This is a genomic window from Muribacter muris, assembly GCF_004569585.1.
GTDB classification, from domain to species: domain Bacteria; phylum Pseudomonadota; class Gammaproteobacteria; order Enterobacterales; family Pasteurellaceae; genus Muribacter; species Muribacter muris.
Map to the genome: position 1 here is coordinate 49,724 of NZ_SPPA01000011.1, position 26,371 is coordinate 76,094.

General features: G+C 47.8%; 27 protein-coding genes and 6 tRNA genes. 25 read left to right on the forward strand and 8 right to left on the reverse strand.

Going from position 1 to position 26,371, the window contains the following annotated elements; genetic code table 11:
* Positions 1-410 precede the first annotated feature (410 nt).
* The 4 genes from E4T80_RS06170 to E4T80_RS06185 all read right to left on the reverse strand — a co-directional run bounded on the left by E4T80_RS06170 (position 411) and on the right by E4T80_RS06185 (position 2,183).
* Entirely contained in the window at positions 411-743 is a 333-nt protein-coding gene (locus E4T80_RS06170) for a DMT family transporter (RefSeq protein WP_135056149.1), read from the reverse strand.
* A 258-nt stretch (positions 744-1,001) separates the two neighbouring features.
* Positions 1,002-1,346: a hypothetical protein gene (locus E4T80_RS06175; RefSeq protein ID WP_135056152.1), complete on the reverse strand. Its 345-nt coding sequence runs from the start codon at positions 1,344-1,346 to the stop codon at positions 1,002-1,004.
* Positions 1,347-1,420: 74 nt separating this feature from the next.
* On the reverse strand, positions 1,421-1,831 hold the full coding sequence (locus tag E4T80_RS06180) for a PACE efflux transporter (RefSeq protein WP_135056155.1): 411 nt from the start codon (positions 1,829-1,831) through the stop codon (positions 1,421-1,423).
* A gap of 118 nt (positions 1,832-1,949) precedes the next feature.
* Positions 1,950-2,183, reverse strand: a complete 234-nt coding sequence (locus tag E4T80_RS06185) for a hypothetical protein (RefSeq protein WP_135056158.1) — start codon at positions 2,181-2,183, stop codon at positions 1,950-1,952.
* A 340-nt stretch (positions 2,184-2,523) separates the two neighbouring features.
* Here E4T80_RS06185 and E4T80_RS06190 point away from each other — a divergent pair, with 340 nt between their 5' ends.
* The 8 genes from E4T80_RS06190 to E4T80_RS06225 all read left to right on the forward strand — a co-directional run bounded on the left by E4T80_RS06190 (position 2,524) and on the right by E4T80_RS06225 (position 6,748).
* Positions 2,524-3,246, forward strand: a complete 723-nt coding sequence (locus E4T80_RS06190) for an AzlC family ABC transporter permease (RefSeq protein WP_135056161.1) — start codon at positions 2,524-2,526, stop codon at positions 3,244-3,246.
* On the forward strand, positions 3,243-3,572 hold the full coding sequence (locus E4T80_RS06195) for a branched-chain amino acid transporter permease (RefSeq protein WP_135056164.1): 330 nt from the start codon (positions 3,243-3,245) through the stop codon (positions 3,570-3,572). The genes E4T80_RS06190 and E4T80_RS06195 overlap by 4 nt, the downstream gene beginning before the upstream one ends.
* A gap of 106 nt (positions 3,573-3,678) precedes the next feature.
* Positions 3,679-3,754 (forward strand) — tRNA-Lys (locus E4T80_RS06200).
* Positions 3,755-3,780: 26 nt separating this feature from the next.
* Positions 3,781-3,856: transfer RNA gene (locus E4T80_RS06205), tRNA-Lys, on the forward strand.
* A gap of 30 nt (positions 3,857-3,886) precedes the next feature.
* Positions 3,887-3,962 (forward strand) — tRNA-Lys (locus E4T80_RS06210).
* 114 nt (positions 3,963-4,076) lie between these two features.
* On the forward strand, positions 4,077-5,111 hold the full coding sequence (gene mltG / locus E4T80_RS06215) for an endolytic transglycosylase MltG (RefSeq protein WP_135056167.1): 1,035 nt from the start codon (positions 4,077-4,079) through the stop codon (positions 5,109-5,111).
* A complete protein-coding gene (tmk, locus tag E4T80_RS06220) occupies positions 5,111-5,737 on the forward strand; it encodes a dTMP kinase (protein WP_135056170.1) in 627 nt (208 codons plus the stop codon). The genes mltG and tmk overlap by 1 nt, the downstream gene beginning before the upstream one ends.
* A 9-nt stretch (positions 5,738-5,746) precedes the next feature.
* Positions 5,747-6,748 (forward strand): DNA polymerase III subunit delta', encoded by a 1,002-nt coding sequence (locus E4T80_RS06225; protein WP_135056173.1) that lies wholly within the window; start codon positions 5,747-5,749, stop codon positions 6,746-6,748.
* A 5-nt stretch (positions 6,749-6,753) separates the two neighbouring features.
* Here the strand turns inward: E4T80_RS06225 and E4T80_RS06230 are convergent, their stop codons facing one another.
* Positions 6,754-8,283 (reverse strand): YifB family Mg chelatase-like AAA ATPase, encoded by a 1,530-nt coding sequence (locus E4T80_RS06230; protein ID WP_135056176.1) that lies wholly within the window; start codon positions 8,281-8,283, stop codon positions 6,754-6,756.
* A 162-nt stretch (positions 8,284-8,445) separates the two neighbouring features.
* On the opposite strand from E4T80_RS06230, the gene E4T80_RS06235 reads away from it, so the two are divergent.
* Positions 8,446-9,618 carry an FAD-dependent oxidoreductase gene (locus tag E4T80_RS06235; RefSeq protein ID WP_135056179.1) on the forward strand — a complete coding sequence of 391 codons (1,173 nt, stop codon included), beginning with the start codon at positions 8,446-8,448 and terminating at the stop codon, positions 9,616-9,618.
* Positions 9,619-9,650: 32 nt separating this feature from the next.
* Here E4T80_RS06235 and ybeD read toward each other — a convergent pair whose 3' ends face one another.
* Positions 9,651-9,950, reverse strand: coding sequence for a DUF493 family protein YbeD (ybeD, locus tag E4T80_RS06240; RefSeq protein WP_135056182.1), 300 nt, complete (start codon positions 9,948-9,950; stop codon positions 9,651-9,653).
* A 130-nt stretch (positions 9,951-10,080) separates the two neighbouring features.
* On the opposite strand from ybeD, the gene E4T80_RS06245 reads away from it, so the two are divergent.
* Positions 10,081-10,911, forward strand: a complete 831-nt coding sequence (locus tag E4T80_RS06245) for a DUF72 domain-containing protein (RefSeq protein ID WP_135056185.1) — start codon at positions 10,081-10,083, stop codon at positions 10,909-10,911.
* Between the two features lie 103 nt (positions 10,912-11,014).
* Here E4T80_RS06245 and E4T80_RS06250 read toward each other — a convergent pair whose 3' ends face one another.
* On the reverse strand, positions 11,015-11,359 hold the full coding sequence (locus E4T80_RS06250) for a winged helix-turn-helix transcriptional regulator (protein ID WP_135056188.1): 345 nt from the start codon (positions 11,357-11,359) through the stop codon (positions 11,015-11,017).
* Positions 11,360-11,493: 134 nt separating this feature from the next.
* Here E4T80_RS06250 and E4T80_RS06255 point away from each other — a divergent pair, with 134 nt between their 5' ends.
* Positions 11,494-12,192, forward strand: coding sequence for a glutathione S-transferase family protein (locus E4T80_RS06255; protein WP_135056191.1), 699 nt, complete (start codon positions 11,494-11,496; stop codon positions 12,190-12,192).
* Between the two features lie 95 nt (positions 12,193-12,287).
* On the opposite strand, the gene hemL is transcribed toward E4T80_RS06255, so the two are convergent.
* Positions 12,288-13,571 carry a glutamate-1-semialdehyde 2,1-aminomutase gene (gene hemL, locus E4T80_RS06260; protein WP_135056194.1) on the reverse strand — a complete coding sequence of 428 codons (1,284 nt, stop codon included), beginning with the start codon at positions 13,569-13,571 and terminating at the stop codon, positions 12,288-12,290.
* A 154-nt stretch (positions 13,572-13,725) separates the two neighbouring features.
* Between hemL and wecA the strand changes: the two genes are divergently transcribed.
* The 14 genes from wecA (at position 13,726) to E4T80_RS06330 (ending at position 26,006) form a co-directional block, all read left to right on the forward strand.
* Positions 13,726-14,790 (forward strand): UDP-N-acetylglucosamine--undecaprenyl-phosphate N-acetylglucosaminephosphotransferase, encoded by a 1,065-nt coding sequence (gene wecA, locus E4T80_RS06265; protein ID WP_135056197.1) that lies wholly within the window; start codon positions 13,726-13,728, stop codon positions 14,788-14,790.
* A gap of 8 nt (positions 14,791-14,798) precedes the next feature.
* Positions 14,799-15,572, forward strand: a complete 774-nt coding sequence (locus E4T80_RS06270) for a hypothetical protein (RefSeq protein WP_135056198.1) — start codon at positions 14,799-14,801, stop codon at positions 15,570-15,572.
* Positions 15,572-16,699, forward strand: coding sequence for a non-hydrolyzing UDP-N-acetylglucosamine 2-epimerase (gene wecB / locus E4T80_RS06275; protein ID WP_135056201.1), 1,128 nt, complete (start codon positions 15,572-15,574; stop codon positions 16,697-16,699). Before E4T80_RS06270 ends, wecB begins: the two co-directional genes overlap by 1 nt.
* Entirely contained in the window at positions 16,686-17,939 is a 1,254-nt protein-coding gene (wecC, locus tag E4T80_RS06280; protein WP_135056204.1) for a UDP-N-acetyl-D-mannosamine dehydrogenase, read from the forward strand. The genes wecB and wecC overlap by 14 nt, the downstream gene beginning before the upstream one ends.
* On the forward strand, positions 17,921-18,616 hold the full coding sequence (rffC, locus tag E4T80_RS06285; protein WP_135056207.1) for a dTDP-4-amino-4,6-dideoxy-D-galactose acyltransferase: 696 nt from the start codon (positions 17,921-17,923) through the stop codon (positions 18,614-18,616). The genes wecC and rffC overlap by 19 nt, the downstream gene beginning before the upstream one ends.
* Positions 18,600-19,736: a dTDP-4-amino-4,6-dideoxygalactose transaminase gene (gene rffA / locus E4T80_RS06290; protein WP_135056210.1), complete on the forward strand. Its 1,137-nt coding sequence runs from the start codon at positions 18,600-18,602 to the stop codon at positions 19,734-19,736. Before rffC ends, rffA begins: the two co-directional genes overlap by 17 nt.
* Positions 19,737-19,912: 176 nt before the next feature.
* Entirely contained in the window at positions 19,913-20,974 is a 1,062-nt protein-coding gene (locus E4T80_RS06295) for a TDP-N-acetylfucosamine:lipid II N-acetylfucosaminyltransferase (protein WP_135056213.1), read from the forward strand.
* Positions 20,975-21,014: 40 nt separating this feature from the next.
* A complete protein-coding gene (locus tag E4T80_RS06300) occupies positions 21,015-22,280 on the forward strand; it encodes a WzyE family oligosaccharide polymerase (protein ID WP_135056216.1) in 1,266 nt (421 codons plus the stop codon).
* On the forward strand, positions 22,277-23,002 hold the full coding sequence (gene wecG, locus E4T80_RS06305; RefSeq protein ID WP_135056231.1) for a lipopolysaccharide N-acetylmannosaminouronosyltransferase: 726 nt from the start codon (positions 22,277-22,279) through the stop codon (positions 23,000-23,002). The genes E4T80_RS06300 and wecG overlap by 4 nt, the downstream gene beginning before the upstream one ends.
* 135 nt (positions 23,003-23,137) lie before the next feature.
* A tRNA-Arg gene (locus tag E4T80_RS06310) sits at positions 23,138-23,214 on the forward strand.
* Positions 23,215-23,242: 28 nt separating this feature from the next.
* Positions 23,243-23,318: transfer RNA gene (locus tag E4T80_RS06315), tRNA-His, on the forward strand.
* 25 nt (positions 23,319-23,343) lie between these two features.
* Positions 23,344-23,420: transfer RNA gene (locus E4T80_RS06320), tRNA-Pro, on the forward strand.
* Positions 23,421-23,895: 475 nt separating this feature from the next.
* Positions 23,896-25,224 (forward strand): alpha/beta hydrolase family protein, encoded by a 1,329-nt coding sequence (locus E4T80_RS06325; RefSeq protein ID WP_135056219.1) that lies wholly within the window; start codon positions 23,896-23,898, stop codon positions 25,222-25,224.
* The gene (locus E4T80_RS06330; protein WP_135056222.1) at positions 25,218-26,006 is read left to right on the forward strand and encodes a M10 family metallopeptidase C-terminal domain-containing protein; all 789 of its coding nucleotides are present in this window, start codon (positions 25,218-25,220) and stop codon (positions 26,004-26,006) included. Before E4T80_RS06325 ends, E4T80_RS06330 begins: the two co-directional genes overlap by 7 nt.
* The last annotated feature ends 365 nt before the right edge of the window (positions 26,007-26,371 follow it).

The following is a 26,371-nucleotide window of genomic DNA, read 5'->3' on the forward strand; positions in this document are numbered from 1 at the left end:
GTTCGGCTAGATCGCCTCTCTTTTTATTTCACAACAAGCGGTCGGATTTTGCGGATTTTTTACAATGTAAGATTGTGGTTTTGTTCGTTTGAATGGTGGTTTAACAATACTATGTAGCCGTTGCACAAAGTTGTTTTTTGTTCGCTTGTAGGGATACACTGCGTGTGTCCGGATTTTAACCTATTGAAATAATTTGATTTTTATAAAGGACACATGCAGTGTGTCCCTACATTCTGTTAAAATGTCTATTTTTGTGCATTTGCTACATAATACTGTGGGTTAATTGTAGAGACGCTACGCTGGCGTCCGTTTAATAACACGTTATTTTAGGCATAGACGCTTGTTAAACAATGTTGCAAATAGCGATTTTCTGCAACCGCTTGAAAAGGGTATAACGTGGTTTGTGGGGATTAGTGTGCGGCGTTATTTGAAAAGAGGTTAATCACCAACACGCCGGCGATAATCAGCGCCATACCGAGAAATCCCGCTAAATCCGGTTTTTGCCCAAAAGCGAAAAAGGCGATGATTGCGGTAATAACAATCCCCACGCCCGACCAAATCGCATAGACCAGACCGACCGGTAGAGTTTTAAACACGATAGAAACAAAGTAAAACGCCAACCCGAAAAAAAGCAGTGCAATGATTGTCGGTACAGGTTTGCTAAACCCATCACTGTATTTGAGGGAGGTCGTGCCGACCACTTCACAACAAATAGAAATGGCTAATAAAATCCACGCATTCATTATTTTTTCCTTTTAAAAACCGATAAAACAGCGATTATTTTAACAAAAAACAAATGTTAAACCAGTCTTGTATTTTTAATGAGTTTGTGCGCAACTATATGATAATAAATGAGAAATAAGCGTAAGACAGCTTGTTTTTGCAAAAGATGACAGAAACGTACCGCTTGTTGAACGGGTAAATCGGCACGAGGCTAAAACCAAATACATAAACCAACGGCGATGATGAGTAATCCGAAATAGAGCATTATCTCCTCCTATTTAATCGGGTGATGGGAGAATGAAATCCCTTGCCTGTGGGCAAATGATAATTGCTTCGCAGCCACAAGTGGCGGCAATATGGAAATAGGCTAATTCATCATTGTGCCGATAAAAATGTAGGGTTGGAAACGTGTGGCACAGATCATCGTTTAAGTCTTGTGCCGTGAGCAAATAGAGATCGAAAATGATATTCTGCATTGAAATATCGGTAAATTCAAAGAAAATAACGTGGTCAAAGCCGATTTTCTGCCCGTTGTTTAAATAAATCTCAAGGGAGGCATTGCGCTCATTATATAAAAAACCGATGATCCCTTGGTCGTGAAAAGGGTAGCGTTTATGTTCCATTTTTGCCTCACTAGACGGCGGAGAGTGGTTATTTTATCCGATTTATGTGTTTATGCACGGCATTTCGAGCGTGGTTACGTCTCTACCCAGCGGAGCCTTAAATGGTCGTATGCCCAATTAAACAGCAACGCATACAGGGTAATCAGCAGGGTTAAACCGATATCGGCGAGCAGTGCCTGCCACAGCGTGAGGTTTAACAGGTAGGCAATAACTGGTACGGTAAAAAGCAGTAAGCCGCCCTCAAAACTGAGCGTATGAAACAGGCGTAGCCCAAAGGAGCGGGCTTCTCGTTTGCCGGTAAAAAATGTGTCGAACACATAGTTGAAAGCGAAATTCCAAACCATCGCCATTATCGCCATCACAACGCTTGTGCCAATCGCCGTTTCCGTTTGCACATTGCCGACGCCCAATACGACCACGGTGCTGACGGCAATAGCGCCCAGTTCAAATAATACCGAGTGAAAAATTCGTTCGCCTACACGCATTTTTATTCCTTTAATTTGTGAATGGTGGGTGCAGTATAAAGGTTAAAGCAGGTTTAAGGTCAAGGGCAATATGCAAAGAAAACCGCCCAAGTGAGCGGGCGGTATTGGCAGGTTGGTATTATTGCATTGGCACGGAAATTGTTGTGCCTTTCATCTTTTCTAACTCTTTATTCATCTGATCGATGATTAGGCGTTTATTTTTATTGATTGCCTCTGCCAATTTTTCGTATTGCTCTTTGGTGTAAGGCACGCTCTGTGCGTTTTGCGGGTTGGCGGCATAGTGTTGTGTGCCACCGCCGGCACACGCGGTTAAAACAAGGCTTAAAGCGGTAAGAAAAGCATATTTTTTCATTATTAACGTCCTATTTTGAAGTGAATAAACGGGTGAACGATGTCGTAACTTAGTGCTTTTCGCCATTGATAAGTTTCGTAAAAGGTGATGTTACCGTGCAAGCGGTGGGTTTTTCGTCATTTTTTGCAAGGTGAGGTCGCAAAACAGCTTATTACAATATTGAAATCACCGTAGCGTAACCTAAACGATGGCATTATCGGTAGGGGTTATGGTGTGTGTCCAAACTCAAGAATACCGTTGCTATCAGATAGCTTCGGTTTGTAAAAAACGTATGATTTCCACCCGCTTGCACTTTCCTGGATTATGGCTAGAATGGTGCTTTTGATGTGAAGTTGTGATGATGTCGGATAATCTTTCCCACCCTGTGCGTGCTGCTGCCAAAGCGGCACTGCCTTATAGCGCCCCAATGATTGCCGGTTTTCTGTTTTTGGGGATTGCCTACGGGCTGTATATGAAATCCCTTGGTTTCGGCGTGCTGTTTCCGCTGTTTATGGCGATGTTCATTTATGGCGGTTCGGTAGAATTTATTATCGCCGGTGCGTTAATGGCGGGTTTCTCGCCGCTCAATACGTTATTGATTACCTTAATGGTGAGTGCCAGACAACTGTTTTACGGCATTTCAATGTTGGAAAAATACGACACTTGGCTGGGCAAAAAGCGGCTGTATCTAATCAGTACCTTGGTAGATGAATCCTTTTCCCTGAATTATATGGCGAAAGTGCCGCCGCATTTGGATAAGGGCTGGTTTTTCTTGTTTGTCAGCCTGTATTTGCATTTTTATTGGACACTCGGTGCGGTGTTGGGCAATGCGTTCGGCAGTTATTTACCGTTCTCGCTCAAAGGGATTGAGTTTGCAATGACCGCACTCTTTTTGGTGATTTTTGCGGAAAATTGGTTGAAGGAACGCTCCCACGAAAGTTCGTTGATCGGCTTCGGTATCGCATTTACCGCCCTTTTAACCGTCGGCAAAACGCATTTTCTTATCCCGACCTTGATTGGCATCTGGCTGGTACTCACCCTCCGCCGCCCGAAATTAGCGGTGAAATTGGAGGCGTTAAAATGACGTTAAACGAACAAATTCTCACGATTGCCATTGCGGTTGCTGGTGTGCAGTTTACCCGTTGGCTACCGTTTTGGGTGTTTTCGCCGAAACGCCCGATTCCTGAGTATATCCGCTATCTCGGCAGCGTGCTGCCGGCGGCGATTTTTGCAATGTTGGTGGTGTATTGCTATAAAAATGTCGATATTACAAGCGGTTATCACGGGCTGCCGGATTTTCTCACCGGTGCGGTGGTGCTGATACTGCATTTTTGGAAGCGGAATATGTTCTTGTCAATGGCAGCGGGGACGGGGCTTTATATGCTGTTGGTACAGACGGTTTTTAAGTAACGGGCAAAAATCGCTTGTAAACTATGCAAATAATTTAGAAATTTAAAAAAAAGGTTGATTTGCGCCGCAAAATCAGTATGATACGCCTCCGTTACGCAGTAATTAAGGGTCGTTAGCTCAGTCGGTAGAGCAGCGGACTTTTAATCCGTTGGTCGAAGGTTCGAATCCTTCACGACCCACCATTGATTACTCGCCAACATAGTCTAAAGGGTCGTTAGCTCAGTCGGTAGAGCAGCGGACTTTTAATCCGTTGGTCGAAGGTTCGAATCCTTCACGACCCACCACTTTAGCCAATCTCAATGATTATCCCGTTTGGGTCGTTAGCTCAGTCGGTAGAGCAGCGGACTTTTAATCCGTTGGTCGAAGGTTCGAATCCTTCACGACCCACCACCTAATTTGCAAATTTCCTGAAAAAACCAACCGCTTGTCATAGCTTTTTTTTCCTTGTTGTAGTAAGGTTCGCCCCGTTTTTGATTGATTTGATTTTGACGGTTTTCTTTCCCAATGTTAAAAAAAATTGTGTTTCTCGGCGGTATTTTGCTTGCCGTTGCAATAGGCGGAGCAGGCTATGTTTACCATCAATTTTCCACTTTAGCTGCCCGCCCGATTATGCCCTCGGCGGAAGCGTTTTTTGTGATTGAAAAAGGCACGTCCAGCCAACAGCTTGCCCGTTCGCTACAACAAGCGGGGCTGATTGACGAGCAAGAAGCCGAATGGTTGCCCTATTTTATCCGTTTTCACCCCGAGTTAAGTCGCTTTAAGGCGGGCGTGTATGCGTTGGACGCTATCCCCGATCTGAAAAGTTTACTGCGCCACTTTAACAGCGGCAAAGAAGTGCAGTTAGACGTGCGTTTTATTGAGGGGAAAACCTTCAAAGAGTGGCGGCAGCAGTTGGCGAAGGCTAAATTCCTCACCCAAACCCTCGCTGGCAAGTCCGAAGCGGAAATCGCTCGAAAGCTTGGCATTTTGCAGCCGACATTAGAGGGCTGGCTTGCGCCGGATACTTACCGCTATGTGCCGTACTCAACGGATATCGAGTTGCTCAAGCGGGCGTACCAACAGCAGCAGAAAGCGTTAGACAGTGCTTGGCAGAATAGGGCGGAAGACCTTCCCCTCAAAAATGCCTACGAATTGTTAATTCTCGCCTCGATTGTGGAGAAAGAAACGGGCATTGCGGCGGAGCGTCCGCAGGTAGCTTCGGTGTTTATCAACCGTTTACGCCATAACTGGAAGTTGCAGACCGACCCGACTGTTATTTACGGTTTGGGTGAACGCTATGACGGCAATATCCGCAAGCGGGATCTGCTTGAGCCGACCCCTTACAATACCTATGTGATTGACGGTTTGCCGCCGACTCCGATTGCAATGCCGAGCCAAGCGGCGATCAAGGCGGCAGCCCAACCCGACAGCACGCCCTACTTTTTCTTTGTGGCGGACGGCACGGGCGGGCATAAATTCAGCCGCACTTTAAACGAACATAATCAAGCGGTGCGGGGCTGGCTGAAAATTGAAAAAATGAAGAAAAGCGAGCAGAAATAATGAGTGGAAAATTTATTGTTGTCGAGGGCTTGGAAGGGGCAGGCAAAAGCAATGCTCAAGCCGTGATCGCCGCCACCTTACGCCGACATCGGCTGGATTTTATTACCACACGGGAACCGGGCGGCACACCGATTGCTGAAGCGTTGCGTACCCTGTGGAAAGAGGGTATTGGCGGCGAACACACCACCGACAAAGCAGAAGTGCTGATGATGTATGCCGCCCGCACCCAGTTGGTTGAAACGGTCATTCAGCCGGCATTGGCTGCGGGCAAATGGGTGATCGGCGATCGGCATAATCTTTCCAGCCTTGCCTACCAAGGCGGCGGACGGAATTTAACGGCGTTGGTGGAGACGATCAGCCACGCAATTTTGGGCCATTTTAAAGCAGACTTCACCCTCTATCTTGATCTCGATCCCCGTATCGGCTTGGAGCGAGCGAAGGGGCGGGGAGCGTTAGACCGCATTGAACAACAGCATATTGACTTTTTCCACCGCACCCGTCAGCGTTATCTTGAACTGGCGCAGGCAAATCCTCACATTGTGGTGATTGATGCGGCGCAAACGATCGAACAGGTATCGGCAGAGATTCAACAAGCGGTCGAATCTTTCCTAAAATCAGCAAATTAGGGCGGACAAATGGCACTCTATCCTTGGCAGACGGCAACTTATCAAGCATTGAGCAACGCTTTTCTCAACGGGCGCGGGCATCACGCCTTACTGTTTAAAACCGAGCTTGGCTTAGGCACGGACACATTGGTACGTCATTTCGCCCATTGGTTGCTTTGCCAGCACCCGCAGGGCAATTTAGCGTGCGGGCAATGCAAAAGCTGTTTGCTGACACAGGCGGAGAACCACCCCGATTTTCACCTGATCCACCCTCTTGATGGGAAGGATATTGGGATCGATCAAATCCGAGAAATGACCGCCCGTTTGCAACAATTTGCGCAGCAAGGCGGTAATACGGTTGTGTATATTCAAGATGCGGATCGGCTGACCGAAGCGGCGGCCAATGCTCTCCTTAAAACCCTCGAAGAACCGCCACAACAGTGCTATTTCCTGCTTGAAGCGCCGTTGTCTGCCCCGATACTCGCTACAATCCAGAGCCGCTGCCAAACGTGGTTAATTCACACGCCGGAGCATCAAATTGCGTATGACTGGCTACAATCCCACTGCCCGAATACCGAGCCGCAATCCATTGACGTCTCATTGCGTCTTTGCCGCCACCGTCCGTTGATTTGCAAAGATTTCCTTGAAACCGACCGCTTGACGCAACGCAAAACCTTTTTCCAAACCTTTTGGCGATTTTACAAAAGCCGTGATGTTTGGTTTATGCTCAAGGCATTTTCAACCGATATACCGCAGCTTCTGACCGAACTGGAATGGCTGGAGAGCTTTTTTAGCGATGCCGTTAAAGCGAAACTGGCAATAACTAACGGTTGGCTCAACCTTGATCTGGAAAAGGGAGTACAGTTATTTAGCCAACAGCTCAGTACCCGACAGCTGCTGGCAGGTCATCAAATTTTGCAACAAACCCAGCAGGATTTGCGGGAAATCAATGCCGTTAATGCCGAGCTGATCGTAATGGACTGCCTGACGAAGTTGGTGCTGCGGGTGTTTGAAGGCTGCTTGCCAGCCTGATGGCACTATCCCCCCTGCAGCCGCTGTAATAGCCTGTCCATTGCCCGATAGCCGAGGGCTTCGGCGATCTGGGGTTGCTGAATATCGGGTTCGCCGGCTAAATCGGCAATCGTACGGGAGACTTTCAAAATGCGGTGGTATGCCCGCACGGATAGCCCCAGTTTCATCAGCGCATTTTCAAGGAATAACGCATCTTGAGGGCGGAGGCGGCAGTCCTGCTCAATCTCTTTGGTGGTTAATTGCGCGTTGATTTTGCCACGGCGGTTAAATTGTAACTGTCGGGCATCAAGTACCCGCTTGCGAACCTGTTCCGTACTTTCACCCCGCTGATCTTGTGCGTTTTGTAACGCCCCTTGCGGCAATAACGGCACTTCAATGGATAAATCGAAGCGATCCAAAAACGGGCCGGACAAGCGGTTGAGATAGCGCATTACCTGCTGCGGTGAGGCACGATTGTGCGTGCCTTGATAATGACCGGTCGGGCTGGGATTCATTGCCGCAATCAGTTGAAAGCGGGCGGGAAAACGCACTTTGGCATTTGCCCGTGAAATAATGATCTCGCCGGATTCTAACGGTTGCCGCAGAGCGTCCAGTACTTTACGTTCAAATTCGGGTAATTCGTCCAAAAAAAGCACACCATTGTGGGCTAATGAAATTTCACCTGGTTTGGGGATCGATCCACCGCCGACCAACGCCACGATAGACGCACTGTGATGCGGCGAGCGGAACGGGCGGGTTTTCCAATGTTGAATATTCAGCTCGTGTTGAACCAAGCTGGTGATCGAGGCGGTTTCGATCGCTTCTTGATCGGTCATTTCGGGCAGCAAATCGGCAAGACGGCTGGCGAGCATTGTTTTGCCCGTGCCGGGTGGACCGAGAAAAAGCAAATTATGCTGTCCGGTTGCGGCGATAGTTAATGCCCGTTTGGCGTGTTGCTGCCCGATAATGTCGGTTAAATCCCGTGCAACAAGCGGTGAGATTGAGGTATTTTTTGGCAAAAGTTGCTGGGCGATCGGCAAACTGTCCCGATTATTTAAAAAATTGACCACTTGCAGTAGCGTTTTGGCGCAATGGGTTTGGGTTTGGCTGACCAGCGAGGCTTCATTTGCGTTTTGCTGGGGAATAATAATTTCCCGCCGAGCGTGGTGGGCGGCTAAAATAGCCGGAATTGCCCCTTGTATGCCACGAATATGCCCCGTAAGCGATAATTCACCCAGTAGCTCGACTTGGCGTAATTTGTCGCCGTCAATTTGCCCCGAAGCTGCCAAAATGCCGATTGCAATCGGCAGATCAAAACGCCCGCCTTCTTTAGGCAGATCTGCCGGTGCGAGATTGATGGTAATCCGCCGTGCCGGATAGTCGAAATTGGCATTGATTAACGCACTGCGTACCCGATCTTGCGCTTCTTTCACGCTCTTTTCCGGCAAGCCGACTAAAAATAGCCCCGGACTGCCGATGCTCATATGCACCTCAATTGTAACCAGCGGTGCTTCGACCCCGATTGACGCTCGGCTGTAAATAATTGCTAATGACATACGCCCCTCTTTATTGCAAAGATTAGCCGAAAGCACATTGGTGAGATAGCACGAAAAGTGAATTTTACGATCTGTGTCGTAAAAATTTTGCAAAGATCAAGGCAGAACCGACCGCTTGTAGTAAACTTCACCTTTTGGTGAAACTCAGTAAAGGGCGATGAAATGGGAAATCAACAAGAGGTGATCGTTATTGGCGGCGGAATGGTCGGGGCGGCAACGGCGTTGGGGTTGGCGAAGTTGGGGCTAAAGGTCGCTCTGATTGAAAAACAACCGCTGCCGACCTTTCAACCGAACTCGCCCTACGATGTGCGAATTTCAGCAATCAGCGTGGCTTCTGTGGCTTTACTGGAAGCGTTGGGGGCGTGGCAACAGATTGAAACGCTGCGGGTTCACCCTTACGATCGTTTGACGACTTGGGAAATAGACGGCTTTGAAACGGCGTTTTCTGCCGACCAGTTAGGGCTGGATAAACTGGGGTTTATGGTTGAAAATAAGGTGATCCAAATCGGGTTGTGGCAAGCCTTGAACGGCTATCCCAATTGTACGCAAGCGGTGGGTTTTTCGCATATTTCCGCAAAACGTCGCGAGGGAATTTGGGCGGTGAAATTAGACGATAAAACTGCGTTTTCCGCCCCGCTCTTGATTGCGTGTGATGGGGCAAACTCCCTTGTGCGCCAATGGGCAGGCATTGGGCTAACGGCGTGGCAATATCGCCAACATTGTTTATTAGCGGTGGTCAAGACCGCACAACCTGCCGAAACAACCACTTGGCAGCAATTTTTTCCGAGCGGCCCACGGGCATTTTTGCCCCTTGCCGAACAAAACGGCTGCGTGGTGTGGTATGACGCACCGCACCGCATTGCGCAACTGAACCAAATGAGCGAGACCGCGTTGGCGGCTGAAATTCATCGCCATTTTCCGACTCGGCTTGGTACGGTTGAAGTAACTGCCCACGCCGGCTTTCCATTAACCCGCCAACACGCACAGCATTATGTGAAAAACGGCGTAGTGCTGGTTGGCGATGCGGCACATACAATCAACCCGCTGGCAGGACAAGGGGTCAATCTCGGCTTTAAAGATGTTAAGAGCTTGTTGGCGGTGGTGGAACAAGCGGTCAAAAAAGGTGAGAATTTTGCAAATGAGGCGGTTTTAAAACGTTACGAACATCAACGTAAACCGGATAATTTACTGATGCAAACGGGAATGGATCTGTTTTATAAAACCTTTAAAACGGATTTATTGCCGCTTAAAGCTGCCCGTAACCTCGGCTTGATCCTTGCCGAGCGGGTAACGCCGTTGAAAAAAAGGGCGTTGAAGTATGCCTTGGGCTTATAAAAATAAGGGTGAAAATTCACCCTATTTTGTGCTTAAAGCACCATTCTCACGCCGTCAATTTTAGCTAAATCAGCATAGAGGGTTTCGACTTGTTCGATATTTTCAGCGGTGATGGTGATCGATACGGAATGGTAAGTGCCTTTGCCACTCTCTTTTAAAGTGGGGTTGTAATCGCCTTTCACGACCTTTTGCACTTCGGCGACCACATCATCAATCAGCCCTGCACGGCTTGCGCCAACGACTTTAAAGGTAAATGAACACGGAAATTCAAGCAAATCTTTTAATTTTGCTTGAGGAATATCTGCAAGATTGACGGTTTTCGTTGCTGCCATTGTAAAATCCTTCTTGATAAAAAAGCGCTATTATAACGATCTTCATAATGGAGGAATAGCTTAACCCCATTTTAAAATATGCCATTATTCTTTTAGAATAGCGGTATTTTCGGCTCAATTAGGCGGTTAAATGCCCCATATTTATCTCGGCACGGGCGGTTATAGCGACACGGATCTGTTCGGCACACTCTACCCTTTCGGCACAGCTAAAGCGGATTTTTTGCACCATTACAGTCGCCATTATGACACTGTGGAAATCAATAGCACTTTCCACGCCCCAATTGGTACAAAGGCGTTGCAAGGTATGTTGGAGAAAGCGGCGGGGCGGTTGCGTTTTGCGATCAAGTTACATCAGGATTTCAGCCATAAACGTACGGCAACCGCCGAGCAGGCCCAATGGTTTTTGCAAGCGTTGCAGCCTTTGATTGACGCTAACGCGTTGGCAGCACTGTTTGTGCAATTTCCCCATACCTTTGAACGCACTCCGCTAAACCGGCATTATTTGGCACGGCTGACCGACTGGTTCGCCGATTACCCGTTGGCGGTGGAGTTTCGCCACGCAAGCTGGCATATCCCGCCGGTGTTTGACGCCTTTCGGCAAAAGCCAAATCTAATTTGGTGCAACGTGGATTATCCGGCAAATATCGGCTTGCCGGCATTTGAGTTTCAAACGAATCAACGGGTAGCTTATTTGCGTTTGCACGGTCGTAATCCGCATTGGTGGCAGGCAGATTCCGCCCAAGCCCGCCACGATTACCGTTATGGTGAGACGGAATTGGCACAACTGGCACAGCAGATTGCCCGACAACCGTTTGACGAGCTTTATCTCTATTTCCAAAACACCACGCAGAGCCACGCCTTTTACAATATTGCCACGCTAAAAGGCTATCTGATGGCACAGGGATTTAGTGTGAAAGAGAAGGTCGAAGAGATTAGGGGCGAACAGTGGGGGTTATTTTAGACAAGCGGTCAGATGGGGCGGATTTTTTGCAAAAAATAATGTGCCAAAACGTGGCTGAAAAGGCAGGTAAATCACGATTGGGGTGATGGGTCTCAATCTGTGTTTAAGTTGTGGGCGGCGCGTAAAAGGTAACGAGATTTTGATGGCGGGCATCGTACTGTTTGCCCCAATCACAAATCGTATGGAGCACGCCGACCAAACTTTTCCCCTCTTCTGTCAGTGTATATTCGACTTTGGGCGGTACTTCCGGAAAAATGTGCCGTTTGATTAGGTCGTCATTTTCAAGCTGACGGAGTTGCTCGGTCAAGACTTTGGCACTGATGCCTGTGAGTAACGTTTGCAATTCACTCGGACGTTTTGCCCCTTCATTGAGATAGAAAAGAATCCACGTTTTCCACTTGCCTTGTATCAGGCTGATAACGAGATCGGCTGCCGAAAAGTATTTCATACGCTAACCCCTTATTTTTATTAAAAACTTACCTGTCGGTAACTATTGGACAAAAAAGTTACTTATTTTCAATGAGTTAATTTAAAATTATACTATCAAAGAATGAATGTAAATGGAAAGCAGAGGAGCTAAAAATGTATATTTTATATTCTGTTCCGGGATCGGAAAATGCACGGAGCTTATCCCCGTTTGCTTGGAAGGCGGAGGCACTGTTAAAGTTGAGCGGCAAGCCTTATCAAGTGGAATTTGTCGCCGACTTGTCCAAGATGCCGAACGGTAAAGTGCCGGTTTTGCAAGACGGTGAGCAACAGATTGCCGACAGCTCGCTGATTCAGCGTTACCTAGAACAAAAGGGCGATTTGGCACTGGATCGCACATTATCCGCCGCACAAAAAGCGGTAGCGGAAGCCTTTCGCCGTATGGCAGAGGAACATTTGTATTGGGTTGGCGTTTATGCGCGAATGGTTGATCCAGCAGGCGAGGCGTTTGTGCGGAATGCAATGTTGGCAGGATTGCCGCAGGAAGTGCAAGATCAAGTAATGACGCAGTTGCGGGAAGGTTCTCGCCAACAAATGCACGGGCACGGGATCGGTCGCCATTGTGCCGAGCAAATTTATGCCTTTGGCTGCCAAGATGTTCAAGCGATTGCTGATTATTTAGCGGATAAACCGTTCTTTTTTGGGGACGCAATTCACTCGATCGATTGTGTATTAGCAACGGCGATCGCCGGTTTTCTGGCAAATCCGTTTAGCAATCCGCTGACGGATTATGTTCGCTGCTTGCCAAATTTGGTGGCTTATGCCGAGCGGTTTAATCAAGCCGTGTTCAGCTAATACAAGCGGTCGGTTTAGGCAAAATTTTTGCAATAATTTGACAAAAACCGACCGCGTGATAGCGGGCTGTTTTAAATCCCTCGTGAATGAGGGATTTATTTCATCTGCGCAAAGGCGAGATCCGCCATTGCGAGCGTGTGTTGAATATCGTCATCACTGTGGGCGAGGGACATAAAGCCCGCCTCAAATGCGGACGGTGCAAGGTAAATCCCTTTTTCCAGCATTTTATGGAAGAAGGTGTTGAAGGCTTGTACATCGCATTTCATCACATCCTGGTAGCTTTCCACTGCGGTTTGCTCGGTGAAGAACAGCCCGAACATACCGCCCACATATTGTACTGTGAGCGGAATGCCGTGTTTGTCGGCAAGGGCTTTGAAGCCTTCGGCGAGGGTTTTGGTTTTTTCCGCCAGTTTTTGCTCGTTGCCCGCTTTGGCGAGTTCGGTTAAGCAGGCTAAACCTGCCGACATCGCAATCGGGTTGCCCGATAGTGTGCCGGCTTGGTAAACCGGGCCGGTCGGGGCAATGTGTTGCATAATCTCTTTTTTGCCGCCAAATGCGCCGACCGGCATTCCGCCACCGATGATTTTGCCCAGCGTAGTCAAATCCGGTGTTACGCCGTAGTATTGTTGTGCACCGCCGAGGGCGACACGGAAGCCCGTCATTACTTCATCAATGATAAAGAGTGCGCCGTACTGGGTGCAAAGTGCCCGCAAGCCTTGCAGGAAGTTCGGTTTCGGCGGAATGCAGTTCATATTGCCCGCCACCGGTTCGATAATTAAACAGGCGATTTGGTCGGGGTACTGTTCAAAAGCGTGTTTGACCGACTCAAGATTGTTGTATTCACAGGTGATTGTGTGTTTGGCGAAATCGTCCGGCACGCCCGGCGAGCTAGGCTGCCCAAGGGTGAGTGCGCCTGATCCGGCTTTAACCAGCAGAGAATCGGAATGGCCGTGGTAGCAGCCTTCAAATTTGATGATCTTATCCCGCCCCGTGTAGCCGCGAGCCAAACGAATGGCGGACATTGTCGCCTCTGTGCCGGAGCTGACCATTCTCACCATTTCAATGGAGGGGACAAGTCGGCAAACCAGCTCGGCCAGCTCAATTTCAACGGCTGTGGGTGCGCCGAAGCTCAAGCCGTTCGGCACGGCGTTCAGTACCGCTTCAATAATGGCGGGGTGATTATGCCCCAATACCATTGGTCCCCAAGAGCCGACATAATCAATGTAGCGTTTGCCTTCACTGTCGGTAATATAAGCGCCTTCGGCTTTTTCGATGAATACCGGCGTGCCGCCGACCCCTTTAAAAGCTCGAACCGGCGAGTTTACGCCGCCCGGAATCACTTTTTGGGCTCTGTCAAAGAGCGATAAAGATGATGTCATTTTAAATCCTTAATCAATCGGTAAAATCTTGCGAAAATGGTGGATTATTATCCCTTGTCGGACGAGGCTTGTCCATTTTTTATATTGAGAGTTTTGTGGTTTATGCTATGCTGAACGGCATTTCTATGGGTTATTTTTAAGGATAAACCTCGTTATGTGGCTTACCTTTCTTGCCGTGCTGTGCGTGTCGTTTGCGACATTGGTGGCAATGCGACCGGTCGCCGAACGGATTGGCTTGGTAGATAAACCGAATTTCCGCAAACGTCATCAAGGGGTGATCCCGTTAATCGGCGGCATTGCGTTATTCTTGGGCAATTTAGCGTTTTACGCGTTGGAATGGGAGCAGATGCGGCTGCCGGAGCTGTATTTAACCGCATTGACAATTTTATTGGTGATCGGCGTGTTAGACGATCGGTTTGACATTAGCCCGCTGTTGCGTGCCGGCATTCAGGCGTGTTTGGCGGGAGCAATGATTTATAGCGGTTTGTCGATTGAGAATTTAGGGCAGCTCATCGCTCCGTTCAGCCTTGAAATCGGCGCATTAGGTGTGGTGCTGACCGTGTTTATTACCATTGGGGTGATTAATGCCTTTAATATGATTGATGGGATTGACGGCTTATTGGCAGGGCTGTCCAGCGTCAGTTTTGCCGGGCTCGGCGCGCTAATGTGGTTGGACGATCAAACCGCTCTTGCCTATTGGTGCTTTGCGATTATTTTGGTGTTATTGCCTTATGCCCTGTTTAATCTAAGCGTGTTTGGAGCAAGGTGGAAGGTGTTTATGGGCGATTCCGGCAGCACCCTGATCGGCTTTACGATTATTTGGATCTTGCTGCTGAGCACCCAAGGGCAAGGGCACCCGATTAGCCCGATTACCGGATTATGGCTGATCGCCGTGCCGCTGATTGATATGGTGGCGGTGTTTTTCCGCCGTTTGAAAAAGGGAAAAAGCCCGTTCCGTCCCGACCGCTTGCATATCCACCATTTGATGATGCGGGCGGGGTTAAGCTCTCGTCAAGCCTTAGCCGTGATTACTTTTGGCTCGGCACTTTGTGCGGGCTTTGGGGTGCTGGGCGAGGTAAATTATTGGAATCAATGGGTAATGTTTATTGCGTTTATTTGCCTGTTTTTTCTTTATTCTTATTCAATTGTCCACGCTTGGCGGATTACCCGTTTCGTACGCCGCCAAAAACGTCGGATGCGTAAAAAATTAACAAAGTAGCACAAATTATGGAACATCAAAAACCAAAAACATCGTTATTATCAAATATACTGATTTTAGTCTTTTTCATTGGCTTAAGTGTTGGGGCAGGCTGGCTTCATCTCGCGACACAGCCGCAAGAGTGGCGGGTGAGCGCACGGTTTGACGCGCCGAAAGTGGCGGAGCTGGGTAATTTTTATTCATTAAAAAGCACGTATCGGCAGGTGCAAAATGACGGCAATGCTCTCCCTCACAATGAGCAAGAGATCACCGCTGCCGCCTTTGATGAATTTAAGCAACGTTTAACCGCACTTGACGATCGTTTAGAGTTTCTCACCAACAATACGCTCGTGCAGCAGACCGCAGCGGTAAACCACCAACCGACAGCCGTATTCGCCCGTCAGCTGGCGGAAAAATTGAAGTTTGATAGCGCGACCGGTACGTTATCTTTTCAGTTGGTAAATCCGGATCACGCTGCAACCGTCTTGAGTGATTTTATTCAGAAAAGCAGCCTAAAAGCCCGTGAGAATTTGAATAACGATTTGATCCAACAGTGGAAACTGCTATTTCAGCAGGTTAAACAGTCGGCAGATGCCAATCTAGGCGAACAGTGGCAGGCAAAATTAACCCTAATGCGTTCGGTGCAACCCCTTGATAATCAATTAGTGCCTTATCATTTTATTCAAAAACCGATTGCGGCTACCAAGCCGGCGTTACCGGACAACCTGACGCTAGTGCTGGCGCTGTGTGCCGGATTTGGGGCGTTGCTTGGATTGTTTGTGATAGCGTTACGGCGAAAATAATGCGCCACATTCTGATAGTATTCGGCACTCGCCCTGAGGCGATAAAACTCGCCCCGCTGATTAAAACGCTACAACGGCAGGCTGAATTTAAGCTTACCCTGTGCGCAACGGGGCAGCACCGCCAAATGCTCGATCAAGTGCTGCATCAGTTTGAAATTCAACCGGATATCGATCTCAACATAATGTCGGCGCAGCAGAGTCTCGCCGAGCTTCACGCCCGATTACTGCCCGCATTGCAACAGGTATTGGCGCAGCATCAGCCCGATTTGGTGCTGGTGCACGGCGATACGAGCAGTGCCTTTATCACCGCCCTTGCCGCCTATTATCAGCACATTCCGTTAGCGCATATCGAAGCGGGGTTACGCACCGGCGATCTCCATTCCCCTTATCCTGAAGAGGCGAACCGCCGTTTGATCAGCGTATTAGCTGCCTATCATTTTGCACCGACTCCGCAGGCACGGCGGAATTTACTCAAGGAAGGCGTGGCTGCCGAACGCATTTGGGTAACGGGAAATACCGTAATTGATGCCCTCAAGCTAATGTTGCAAAATATTGCCGAAAACGCCCCGCTTGCCGCACGGTTAGCGGCGGATTTTGCCTTTCTTGAGCCACAGAAACAGTGCGTCTTGGTAACCTGCCACCGCCGTGAAAATTGGGGCGAGCCGCTAGCGCAGATTTGTCAAGCGTTGGCTAGGCTGGCAAGATGCCGCCCGAATGTGCAGATCGTTTTCCCTGTGCATCTCAACCCGCAGCTACGAGAGCCGATCGCGCGGCAACTGGCAGGCATAGAGAATATTTTTCTGCTTGAACCGCAAGCCTATTTGCCGTTTGTCTATTTAATGTCCCGTGCCGATCTGATTTTGACCGATTCCGGCGGCATTCAAGAGGAAGCCAATGGGCTGGCAAAACCGATTTTATTGATGCGGGAGACCACCGAACGAACGGAAGCAGCGGAGGCGGGCACGATGACATTAGTCGGCACTGATGCAGACAGATTAGTCAGCGAAGTGTTACGCCATTTGGCAATGCCGAGCCAACCCCGTTCAGCTCCTTGTTTCTACGGGGACGGACAGGCAAGCGAACGGATTGCGGCAATTTTGAAAGAGAACCAAAATGGCGGATTTTAACCGAATTTGCGTGGTCGGCTTAGGCTATATCGGCTTGCCGACTGCCCTTGCTTTTGCCAATGCCGGCAAGCACGTGATCGGCGTGGATGCTCATTTGGCACGGGTGGCGCAGCTCAACCAAGGTAACGCACCGATTGCCGAAAAGGGCATTGATTTGGCGTTACGGCAAGCGGTCGATAGCGGCAATTTTATTGCAACCACCAAACCGGAGGTTGCCGATGGGTTTATCATTGCCGTGCCAACGCCTTTAACGCCAGAGCATCAGCCGGATTTGCACTTTGTTGAACAGGCAGTAGCGGCTATCGCTCCCGTGTTAGCCAAAGGGAATTTAGTGGTGCTGGAATCGACCTCGCCCGTTGGCACGACCGACCAAATCACCGAGTGGCTACGCCTTGCCCGCCCGGATTTACATTTTCCGGACGAGGTGAACATCGCCTACTGTCCGGAGCGTGTCCTACCGGGCAATATTTTGCAGGAATTAGTGGCAAATGACCGCGTGATCGGCGGGCTTAGCCCAAAATGTGCGCAACAAGCGGTCGCTTTGTACCGACTTCTTGCAAAAGGCGAGTGTTTAACCACGAACGCTCGTACTGCTGAAATGTGTAAATTGACGGAAAACAGCTTTCGAGACGTCAATATTGCCTTTGCGAACGAATTATCGCTGATCTGTGATCGGCTAGAGATTGATGTTTGGGAGCTGATTGCACTGGCAAACCGCCACCCACGCGTGCAGATTTTGCAGCCGGGGGCAGGGGTCGGCGGGCATTGCATTGCCGTTGATCCGTGGTTTATGGTGGCACAAACGCCGGATTTAGCCCGTTTAATTCAAACTGCCCGCCACGTCAATGATGCCAAACCCCAATGGGTGATCGATAAAGTGAAAGCCACCGTTGCCGATTGTTTGGTTCACTCCAATCACACCGCACAGGATCTGAAAATCGCTTGTTTGGGGATCACCTTCAAAGCCGATGTGGACGATGTGCGGGAAAGTCCGGCACTGGCGATTACCGAAGCCCTTGCCGAGTGGCACAGCGGTGCGTTATGGGTGGTTGAACCGAACCTGCCCGCCTTGCCGCCGTCTCTCGCTAAAGCTGAGTTAGTTACGCTCGATCACGCATTAACGCAAGCGGACGTATTAGTCTTGTTGGTCGATCATCAACTTTTCAGACAAACCCCCTTGACAGAACAAACAACGCCGTGGCGGGTGGATACCAAAGGGATATGGCAGAGATTATCTTAAACGAATGGGAAACGGCGTTTTTCGGGCGTCGGATCGGGCGGCTTTTGCTAAAAAATGTGCCGAACCGACCGCTTGCCGGTGAATTATTTGCCGATTTTGCCTTAGTTGCCGCTAAAATCAGCGCAAATGAAACGGCATTATTGCACTATTTGCAGCACAATCAGTTCCAATGGGTAGAGGGCGAGTTGCTCTTTGTGCTGCCGCTGCCGTCTCACCCTTTGCTGGAATTAGCGGTGGCAACGCAGGCTGATCTGGCTGCGCTGACCGCACTGTTTGGCAATGCTTTTCCGAACAGCCGTTTTCGTATGCCCTATTTTTCGGCGAGTGAAAATCAGCGTTTTTACCGTCAGTGGATTATAAATGCTGTGCGGGGCAGCTTTGATGATGTGTGCCTGATTATCCGGCGGCAGGGACAAATTGTCGGCGGGGTCAGCGTTCGGCTTGCTGACGATAACGCTGATATCGGTTTATTGGCGGTGGCAGCATCTGAGCAGGGCAATGGGGTGGGCAGGGCGTTATTGCACGGTGCAATGGGTTGGGCGAAGCAGCAGGGGGCGGCAGCGTTGAGGGTGCGCACCCAATCCGGCAATTTAGCGGCAATCCGGCTCTACCAACGCATTGGGGCTGTGCCGCAGGATCTTCATTATTGGTTATATCGTAATGCACATTCCGTTTAATCGACCGACATTGGTCGGCGCAGAGCTGAGTTATGTACAACAGGCGATGGCAAGCGGGCAGCTTGCCGGCAACGGTGAGTTCAGCCGCCGCTGTGAACGGTGGTTCGAGCAGCAGTTCGGCACGCACAAGGCACTGCTGACGCCCTCTTGCACCGCCGCTTTGGAAATGGCGGCAATATTACTCGATATTCAGCCTGACGATGAAGTCATTATGCCGAGCTACACTTTTGTCTCAACCGCCAATGCGTTTGTGCTACGGGGAGCGAAGATTGTGTTTGTCGATGTTCGTCCGGATACGATGAATATAGATGAACGTTTGATTGAACAGGCGATCACGCCGAAAACCAAAGCCATTGTGCCGGTGCATTACGGCGGGGTTGCCTGCGAAATGGCAACGATAATGGCGCTGGCGGCGAAATATCGACTTTGGGTCGTAGAAGATGCGGCGCAGGCGGTAATGGCTCGCTATCGGGGTAAGCCATTGGGCACGATTGGGCATCTCGGCTGTTACAGTTTTCACGAAACGAAAAATTATACCGCCGGCGGCGAAGGCGGGGCAATACTGATCAATGATCCGCAACTCGTCGCACGGGCGGAGATCGTGCGGGAAAAAGGCACGGATCGCAGCCGTTTTTTTCGGGGGCAAGTGGATAAATATCGCTGGCAGGATGTGGGATCGAGTTTTTTGCTCTCCGATCTGCAAGCAGCATATCTATATGCCCAGTTGGAAACGGCGGATCTAATCAACCAACGCCGTTTAACGATTTGGCAACGTTACTTTCAAGCCTTTTCCCCCCTTGCTGAAACGGGCGAGCTGGAATTGGCAGCCCCGCCTGCCGATTGCGAGCATAACGCCCATCTGTTCTATCTCAAGTTAGCCGATCAGACGCAACGCGAGGCGTTTATCCAATATTTAAAACGAGCGGATATTCTCAGCGTGTTTCATTATGTCCCGCTTCATACCAGCCCTGCCGGACAACGGTTCGGGCGTTTTAACGGCAAAGACCGCTACACCACCGCCGAGAGCGACCGCCTCGTGCGTTTACCCCTCTTTTTTAATTTAACGGAGCAAGAAGCCGAGCGGGTGATGAAAACCGCAATAGCTTTTTTTAAACGTTGAGTTTTTGCAAATTTTTATGGGAAAATTACCGCTTGTAGCTCAATTTTTCACAATATCATCAAAATGAACTAGGATTGCTTGCTCAAATAACTCTGAAGTGTGAGTTTTTCGGATAATTCTGCTAAGTTTTGTTATGATCGCTGATATTCCTCATTTAAAAAATAGAAAGGGCAGTGGTGATTTATCATATTCTTGGGGCAGATATTCCCCACCATAACCGCACGTTGTTAGCCTTTTTTCAAGAAATGCGTTTGGCGGAATGGGGAGGGCAGTCGCTATTTTATGTGGTTAGTCAAGATGATTTAGCGGCGGCATTTCCGGCATTATCGATTCGCCGTTTTGCAGGTAAAATGCAGTTAGCCAGGGCGGTGGTTGAGGTGGCAAAGTCGCAGCCGCAGGCAAAATTTGTGTTGCACGGGCAGTTTAATTTTCCGCTTTGGCTGGCGATTTTGTGTGGGCGATTGCCCGGTGAGCGTTGTGCGTGGCACGTTTGGGGCGCAGATTTGTACGAGCATTCAACGGCTTGGCGGTTTAGATTGGCGTATCCGATCCGCCGCGCTGCGCAACGTAAAATGGCTCAAATATGGGCGACCCGCGGTGATTTGCAGTTTGCCCACTCTTTGTTAAAGCGCAAGGGCGAGCAGGATCAATTATTGTATTTTCCGTCCAAAATGCCGGCTGTATTGCCTCAACAATCAGAAGAACGGTCGCAATTGACTATTTTATTGGGCAATTCCGGTGATCGTGCCAATTGCCATTTGCAAGGCTTGGACGATCTTCATCGGCAATTTGGCTCTCAGGTGAGGGTGATTATTCCGATGGGCTATCCGGCGCAAAATCACGCTTATGTTGAGGCGGTTGCAGCCCATAGCAAGCGGTTATTTCCTGCCGAAAATGTGCAAATTCTCACGCAAAAACTGGCTTTTGAAGCGTATTTGGCGATATTGGCGCAGTGTGATGTCGGGCTGTTTTTGTTTAAGCGGCAGCAGGGCATCGGTACGATTTGTGCCTTATTGGCGATGAATATTCCGGTGATTTTGGCGAAGGAAAATCCGTTTTGTGTAGATATGCAGGCGGAGCAGATTCCGTTTTTATTCAGCGGGTGGGTGAACCAAGCGGCTATTCAGGCGACCAAGCAGCAATTAGCGGCGTTGGATAAAGGGAATATCCGTTTTTTCCCACCGAATTATCTGCCGTTATGGCGGCATTGCTTGGCGAATTGGGCGGACGCTGCCTGACAAGCGGTCGGTTTTGGTGATATTTTTGCAAAGAGGCACAATGGCATACGGCATCTTAATCAGCCTGTTTTTTGTGGCAGTTGTACTGATTGGCTCGGTGATTTGGCAGGGCTTACGGCAGCAGGGGCAGACGTTCCATCTTTTGTTTAGTCTGATTTATGGGGTAACCTGCTTTTTGGGCGTGCCGTTTTCAGTGCTGCTGGCGTGGCAGTTCGGGCAGCCATTGCCGGATACGGCAACCTCCATCTCTGCACTGGGGGCGGCGTTAGGCGGTTACGGGCTGTATTGGTTCGGCTATCAAGGGGCGAACCGGATAGGCGGAAAAGCCGCTTGTCGTTCTACTGCGCTTGCAACAAAAGAGGTACAACTGACCGCTTGTCTATTGATGTTGATTAGCACGGTCGCATTGGCTCTGTTTATCGGCTTAAATGAAGGATTGCTACTGTTTAAATTGGAAAAATACAGCCAGATTTTTTCGGCAAGGGTGAAGGGCGTGCTGTTAAAGCGGTTTTTCTACTTTTTCATTCCGGCATTACTGATTTTTTTCTGGCTCAAGCCCAGCCTAAAACGCTGGTGGTGGGGGCTGATACTTGGTCTCGGGTTCGGCATTTTAAGCTATTTGGCGGTTGGTGGGACAAGGGCAAATATCGCCTTGGTGGTGGCACTTTTTCTGCTATTAGGCTGGCGTTTCGGCTATGTTGCAAAAAAATGGCTGATTTCGAGCGCTTGTTTGGCGGTCATCGCAATGTTCTGGTTGGCGTTATGGCGGTACGATTTGGCGGTGAGCGGGCGAGAAGCGTGGTTTACTTTTCTTTATTTGACACGGGATACCTTTTCGCCGTGGCAAAATTTTGCCCTTATTCTCTCCAGTGAGATTGACTATCAAGGTCTGATGCCGATTGTGCGGGATTTTTATGTCTATATTCCGCAGGCGTGGTGGGCGGATCGCCCGGATATTGTGTGGAACAGTGCGAATTATTTCACCAAAATTGTGTTGGGCAATCAGTCCGGCTTGGCGATGTCGCCGACGTTGTTGGGTTCATTCTATATTATGGGCGGTTATCCGTTGATGGCGTGCGGAATGCTGGCGGTCGGGGCGATAATCCGTGCCTTTGACGCCGTGTTTGAGCGTGTCGAAGTTTTAGGTAAAGCCTATTGCTTGGCAAACCTGTTCAATTTGGTTGTGCTAGTGAGGGAGGGGGCGGATGCGTTTGTGTCCCGCTGGGGCTTTTTTAGTATTGTGTTTGTGATTGCGTGGCAGTTGGCAAAATGGCTTGGTTATCTGGCAGGGAAAGGTGGCAAATGATCGGGCACGTAACAATTAGAGGGATTGAGCTGTTAGCCGTGCCAAATCAAACGCAATTTGTGGATTTTTTGCTAAACCACGGTGATATTCGCACAGGAAAATTGGTCGCTATTAACGCAGAGAAAGTTATCATCAGCGAACAAAACCCGCAACTTCGCCGCCTTTTACACAATACCGAGTATAAGTATGCCGATGGTATCAGTATTGTGTGCGCAATTAAGCGGAAATATCCGCAGCATCGGCAGGTAGAAAGAATTGCTGGTGTAGAATTATGGGAAGCGATGTTAATGGCGGGGATTGCCTATGATCTCCCTGTTTTTTTAGTAGGGGGAAAGCCTGATGTGCTGGCAGAAACAGCAGAAAAATTATGCCGTTTAGGTGTGCGTATAGTCGGCTCGCAAGACGGTTATTTTACTGCGGAAGATCAGGATAGTGTGATCGAGCGAATCCGTCAAAGCGGTGCAAAATTTGTGAGCGTGGCGATGGGGTCGCCAAAACAGGAAATGTTTATTGAAAGTGCACAGCAGATTTACCCCGATACGCTCTATATGGGAGTCGGCGGCAGTTATGATGTATTTGTGGGGAAAGTGAAACGAGCCCCCCAAATTTGGCGGCAATTAGGGTTGGAATGGCTTTTTCGATTATGGCAGCAACCGACCCGTTGGCAGCGACAGCTAAGATTGATGAAATATGCCTACTATTATTTGACAAAACAGCTATAAAATCAGCAGTTTTGATAATAAATAAACGTTTTGAACAAATTAAAAGCAAGCAAGTATATTTTTGAAAAAAGTGCTAGACAAGCGAGGGTGAAATCACTAATATACGCTTCCGTTGCGACGCAATACTGAAACAAAGCGTTCGTAGCTCAGTTGGATAGAGCGTTGGCCTCCGGAGCCAAAGGTCGCAGGTTCGAATCCTGTCGAGCGCGCCAGAGGTAATGCAAGTTCAACATAGCGTTGGTGGCTATAGCTCAGTTGGTAGAGCCCTGGATTGTGATTCCAGTTGTCGTGGGTTCAAGTCCCATTAGCCACCCCATTAAATACTCTTTATGAGTAACTGTCGGCGAGTAGCGCAGCTTGGTAGCGCAACTGGTTTGGGACCAGTGGGTCGTAGGTTCAAATCCTATCTCGCCGACCATCTTCATTCCTTATATTCAATCTGATTACTATCATTATATCTTTACAAATCATTAGCATTTCCCGGTGTATCTCAACTAAGCCTGTATTAGTTTTCGATTCTTTTCCCCCAATATACTTCAAACCGAACCTGATATTTTTTTCTTAACCAAATCGTTAGATAAATCTTTATTTTCATTTTTTCTTTCGCTCTTTAATTAGAAAATCACTCAAGCAGTATAAATAATTGCGCAAAAAAAAAACAATATATAATCAAAAAACCACCATTTATCGAGATGTATCTGAATCATATTTATTGGTGATATTTAAACCTTTTGATTTTATTGACAGGAGCTCTTTATGGTTGAACAAACCAAAAACACGATTTAAGTGCTTTAGAACAAAATATCGACAATGCAGTTACACAGAACAATATACCTGAAGCAGAAGTTCAGACGCACAGTAATTTACCGTCCTCATATACAGAGGAGCGAGGTATGTTGTCCGAAATATCTTCTTCAGAGCCCGTTGTTGCTGAAGAGGTAGAACAAAGAGAGAGCTCCCATTCACAAAGCGACTATTTAAAATGGTATTTGTTCGGTGGATTGGTATTGGGTGGAGGTGCATTAGCATTGTCCGGTGGAGGGCGTAAAGGTGGTGGAAGCAATGCGGCAACACATTCTCATCAAACTAAAGAGAATGTTCAATCTCCGGCATCTCAGATAGATAAAGGACAGACTCAGCCGACTAAGGATAATGTTCAATCTTCGGCATCTCAAATAGACCAAGTTCAGATGGGGCAGTCTCAGTCCGATAAACTGCAAGTAGATAAGCCGGCTGATTCTGCAGAAAAAGAAGTATTAGCGAAGCCTCAAGTCGAGCAGAAACCAATACTAATAAAATCCTATCAATATGATGATAGTTTGTTTAAAAACGATACGGATAAGGACGGTTTATTTGATGCACTCGATCCTAATCCTACTATGTGGAATGTATCCGAACGGGATCTACGCACTTTTACAACCTTGTCTTATAAAGATGAAAAAGAACTTAAGGCTATTTTTGATAATAAAAACCTAAAAGAGTGGCAAGAAATCAACCTTGATAAGGAAAGTGGGCTAAACAATAGCTTTAGCGAAAAAGAGAGCGAAGATTTTATTCAGAATTGGGCGTTAATTGAATTTAAGAATACAAGTGATTTTTTAGGTAGTGGTTTAGACTATTCCGTATTTGGTAACGGAAAAAAATCGGATGGCACTTACCAACAAATCGTATTCGCTTTTCGGGGATCGAAGGGAAGTTATACTAATTTGCAAGATTGGTATACTGATTTGAAAGTATTACGAGGCGATTTACCAACACAGGCAAAAGAGTTGGTTGGGCAGACGAAAGCGATTGTGGATAAGTATAGCCCTGATACTGTTTATGCTACCGGACATTCCTTAGGTGGGTATTTAACACAATATTTCACTGCCTATGCGATGCAAGCAAGTCCGGAATTTCAAGCAAAAATGAAACATAGTGCGATTTTTAATCCGCTGTTGTTATTAACGGATAAAGATTCTGATCCTAGTCTTATTAAGGCTAGAGAAAATACGGATAGATTTGTTAAAGAAGCAATTAGTAACGATGATGTAATGAGCGGTAATTTTCTTTACAAAACCAGTTCTTATATAATAGATGGTGAGTTTCTTGCTGATGGAGGAGTTCCGCGAGATAAGGCAAAGAAAGCTGGTATTATCGGAGGAGGCGTAGCTGGTACTATAGTAGGTGGTCTTTTGGCTTTGGTTACTGGGGGGCTAGTCTTGCAGCTGGTGCATTGCTAGGTGGTTCTTTAGGTGCTTTAAAAGGTAATTCCCTTGCTAATGAAGTACTGGAAAAATTAGAAAAAGAAGGACTAGGTACTTATGACAATACGGTACGCTTTGAACCGTTGAAAAAAGATTGGCTTGAATCTCATTCAATGATCCGTTTTTATGAAAAAACCGATGATTTGGTAAAACACTTTTCTTTTGGTAGTCGCCACGATAAATGGGAAGAGGGCGAAAATGCTTATATGAAAGACAGTGATAAAGACGGTATCGCAGATATTGTTGAATTACATTTCCATTCTGATCCAAATGATGCAAATAGTCGGTTGGCACAATCCAAATTATTGATTAATGGGCGTGAGACACAAGAAGTTATGCCGGTTGTTGTTTATCATTTAGCGGATAAACAAGACTTTAGTAGCACGTCTCAAGCTAAAATAGAACATATATACGGTAATGATGGCGATAATCGCCTAGATCTAGATAGTGGGAGTGGCACAAATGTGCTTTTTGGTGGTAAAGGGAAGGATATTTTTGTGTTGGGAAATAATGATTTCAAACATCAAAAACTCAATATTATCGGCGATTTTAATGCAGCGGAAGATAAATTGGACCTACGCGTACTGGATCTGAAAGGGGATTTTGCCGGCTTATTTTCAAATGAACCGAATGGGAATACACCGATTTCTTGGAGTAAAGACACCCAAACACTAAATTATCAGGTGAATAACCAAAGTTTTGTCTTAGCACAGTTTTTGAATCAAACTGAATTGAGTGTGGAGAATTTCATTGTGTAGAGAGAAAACAACCATTTTTAGCGCTCTTTTTCAACGCTTTGATTTCGTTTTCACCAAGCGGTAAGATTTTCCGATTTTTTTGCAAAATTTTCTCAAAAACCGCTTGCATTGATTTTGGATTTCTCTATAATGCACACCACACAACGACGCACTGTTGTGAAGAAGTTAAAATTACGGTGCGTCGTTCTTTTTTGCTCTTTAACAATGTATCAGACAATCTGTGTGGGCACTTGTTGATGGATTTTGAAAAGAATATTTTAATTTTGAAGTCTTGATAAGTGCTTAACTTGAAATTCATTTAGAATGATTTTTTAGTCAGTATTTATTGAGCGATTAAACTTTTGAATTGAAGAGTTTGATCATGG